Annotated in this window: 5 protein-coding genes; all 5 read left to right on the top strand. The window is 38.2% G+C overall.

The window, feature by feature from the left end:
- The coding region (locus tag QZ334_RS07610) for an iron-containing alcohol dehydrogenase family protein (RefSeq protein WP_295233338.1) at positions 1–1,108 on the top strand (1,108 nt) is incomplete at its 5' end.
- 44 nt (positions 1,109–1,152) lie between these two features.
- Positions 1,153–1,389: a DUF1653 domain-containing protein gene (locus tag QZ334_RS07605; protein ID WP_005385326.1), complete on the top strand. Its 237-nt coding sequence runs from the start codon at positions 1,153–1,155 to the stop codon at positions 1,387–1,389.
- An 8-nt stretch (positions 1,390–1,397) separates the two neighbouring features.
- The gene (locus tag QZ334_RS07600) at positions 1,398–2,174 is read left to right on the top strand and encodes an HAD family hydrolase (protein WP_005385327.1); all 777 of its coding nucleotides are present in this window, start codon (positions 1,398–1,400) and stop codon (positions 2,172–2,174) included.
- Positions 2,175–2,402: 228 nt separating this feature from the next.
- The gene (locus tag QZ334_RS07595; RefSeq protein WP_105089769.1) at positions 2,403–3,044 is read left to right on the top strand and encodes a peptidylprolyl isomerase; all 642 of its coding nucleotides are present in this window, start codon (positions 2,403–2,405) and stop codon (positions 3,042–3,044) included.
- The coding region (locus QZ334_RS07590; RefSeq protein WP_295233334.1) for a GIY-YIG nuclease family protein at positions 3,034–3,265 on the top strand (232 nt) is incomplete at its 3' end. The genes QZ334_RS07595 and QZ334_RS07590, both read left to right, overlap by 11 nt.

Genomic DNA, 3,265 nt, shown 5'->3' with positions numbered 1-3,265 from the left:
GAATATAGATAATGAAAGAAGGAAGGAAGATTTTATGCGTAGTACTCATTGTTTACCTAGTTATAGTTTTGGCGGTCATGAGGTGTTTGACGCTATTCCCAAATTTACAAAATTATATGGTAAGTCTGTAGCTATCATTGGTGGTGAGACAGCTCTTTCTAAAGCTTTGCCACACATTCGTCCAGTGCTTGATAAAGCAGGGATTAAAGTGCTAGATATTATTCACTTTGGTGGAGAGTGTACTTTCTCTCGAGGTAAGGAAATTGCACAAATGGCTTCTGTAAAAGATGCGGACTTTATGTTTGCTGTTGGTGGCGGTAAGGCCATGGATACGGTAAAAGTAGTAGCTCTAGAGTTAGATGATAAACCATTCTTTACAATTCCGACCATTGCCTCTACTTGTGCTGCAACGTCAGAAGTAGCAGCTGTATACACTGCAGAGCATACTTTTGATGACGTAGCCTTTGTAAATCATCCTCCTGTGCACTGCTTTATTGATGCTGATATTCTCGTAGAAGCACCAAGCCGTTACTTGTGGGCGGGAATGGGAGATACTATTGCAAAACACTATGAAACTCATCTTTCTGCTCGCAATCGTGAGCAAGATTATAATACTCAGTTAGGCCTTACTCTAGCTTCTATGTGTAGTGAACCAATTTTAGCACATGGTATACAAGCCTATAAAGACAGTCAAGCTAAAAAACGTAGTGATGCATTTGATACCATTGCTATGGCTGTTATCTTTACTACCGGTATTGTATCGGGTTGTGTTCCTATGGCATATAATAGTAATATGGCTCATGCTGTATGTTATGGCTGTGTTACTAATAAAGAAACAGAAGAAAACCATTTGCATGGTGAAATGGTAGCATATGGCTTACTTATTTTGTTAACCGTTGACCAACAAATGGATGAATTACAACGGTGGTTGCCAATATACCGCGAATTAGGTTGGCCTACTAAACTTTCACAGTTAGGTCTTACTGCATCGCATATTCCTCAAATTGTTGAAAAGGCTACATCTGTTCATGATATTGATGTATCTCCGTACAAAATTACAGCAGATATGTTGACTAAGGCTATTCAATACATGGAATCTCTTGATTAATATAATTTGTAACCGTTTGTGTATGTTATGTGATGAGGTTATAAATGCGAAAAATTGTAAAGGGTGGCTTATATCGTCATTTTAAAGGCATGTACTATTATGTGTTAGATGTTGCAACTCATTCGGAAACGAGTGAACAGTTCGTAGTGTATCAAAAATTATATGATCAACGTGACTTATATGTACGACCACTAGATATGTTTTTGAGTGATGTGGATCAAGAAAAATATCCTGATGTAGAGCAGAAAGAGCGATTTAAGTTAATGAGCGGACGTGATTAGGAGGGCCTGTGGAACAGAAATTTTTCTTTTTCGATATAGACAATACCTTAGCTGTGTGGCCGGAAGGTAAAATTCCTGACAGTGCTCAATATAGCTTAGATGAATTAAAGCGCCGTGGTCATAGGGTGGCACTAGCAACAGGCCGTATCCAAGTAGATGCAAAGCGTTTTGCGGAACAAGCGGGGCTTACAGATTTTGTGGCAGATGGCGGACATAGTGTTACTGTTAATAATGAACTAGTGTCCATGATTGGCATGGATCGTGATGCATGCATTAACTATTTGGAATATTTAGAGTCCCATAATATTCCTTGGGCTGTAACAGATCGGAATAAATTAGGCCGAATTACGCCGTATAAGGAAATATTAGATTGGCATCCGAATTGGGATGTTTTTAAAACGACAGTAGATCCTAATTTTGACTTTCATAATGTAGAAGAGTTTTATAAGATTTATGTGTTCTTTAAAGAAGGGGAAGAAGAGGAAAAAGAAATTGAGCATATGACGCATAAGCTCATTCGTTATGGCGATGGCTGTGTTTTATATGAACCAATGGAAAAAGCTTTGGGTATTCGCAATATGCTTGATCATTTTGGTATGAAACCTAATCAAGCCGTAGTATTTGGTGATGGATATAATGATTTATCTATGTTTAGGCCAGAATGGCTTAATATTGCCATGGGAAATGCCCGTGCTGAATTGAAAGAAAAAGCCGATTATATCACTACCGACTGTGATAAGGATGGTATTTATAATGCGTGTAAGCATTTCAAGTGGATTGATTGAGTTCTAATGTCCTCATTGTAGACTAAAAAACTGAACAATTTGATGGTAAATAATGACTGATATATAACTGAAAGTATAAGGTTATATAAATTGGTAAATTTAATAATTATTTAAACCAAATTTTCTCTAAAACATGATATACTAAAAAAGAGCCGCTCACGGGTTGAGCGGCTTTTCTATGTGAATTTTACATACATGTTAGTATAAACAATATATTTTGGGGGAACTATGAACTGGAAACGCTTGGCTTTATGCGCAATGTTGGGGATTACAATGCTTGGTACAGCAGCTTGTGGTACAAAAAGTGGGGAGCAACCACAAGGTAATACTGTAAAGGCAGAATCTGTAACCATGCCTAATTTCTCTAATGCGCCAATTGCTGATGAGTATGCTATTTTTGATACAAATTATGGTCAATTCAAAGTTCGTTTGCTAGGATCTAAAGCGCCTATTACGGTAAAAAACTTTGATTACTTAGTGAAAAAAGGTTTCTATAATGGTGTTACATTCCACCGCGTTATTGAAGGATTTATGATTCAAGGTGGGGATCCAGATGGTACAGGTGCTGGTGGCCCTGGTTATACCATTCCTGATGAGTTCTCCAACGATTTACACTTCAATAAAATGGGCGTCCTTGCTATGGCGAACCGTGGTCCTAATACAGGTGGTTCTCAATTCTTCATTACCTTGGGACCTACAGACTGGTTAGATAATAAACATACTATCTTTGGTACTGTAGTACAAGGTATGGATGTAGTTGAAAAAATCGGTAAAGTAAAAACTGGTCGTAATGATAAACCAGTAGAACCTGTCATCATCAATACCATTACATTAGAACCGATTACTGACGATGCGAAAAATGGCAAATAAAGACGCTAAGTCTGAAGAGCGACACTATGTGTATTTAGTGCGTTGTGCAGATGATTCTTTGTATTGTGGGTGGACTACCGATCTTGAGCGCCGTATGGAGGCTCATAATGGCCATGTTCCAGGCGGTGCGAAATATACTCGCGGGCGACGTCCTGTTACGTTGGTATATTCTGAAAGCTTTCACAATAAACAAGATGCACAACGTAGAGAATATGCCATAA

Origin of the sequence: Veillonella sp. (genome assembly GCF_019414865.1) — a bacterium.
In the GTDB taxonomy this organism is placed as follows: Bacteria; Bacillota; Negativicutes; order Veillonellales; family Veillonellaceae; genus Veillonella.
Note: the sequence above shows the minus strand (reverse complement) of the source record. Positions and strands in the feature narration are given on the sequence as shown.

What these genes read in the sequence shown, in the direction of transcription:
- QZ334_RS07605 (WP_005385326.1), top strand. Translation starts at nt 1,153, where the DNA reads ATGCGAAAAATTGTAAAGGGTGGCTTATATCGTCATTTTAAAGGCATG.
- QZ334_RS07595 (WP_105089769.1), top strand. Translation starts at nt 2,403, where the DNA reads ATGAACTGGAAACGCTTGGCTTTATGCGCAATGTTGGGGATTACAATG.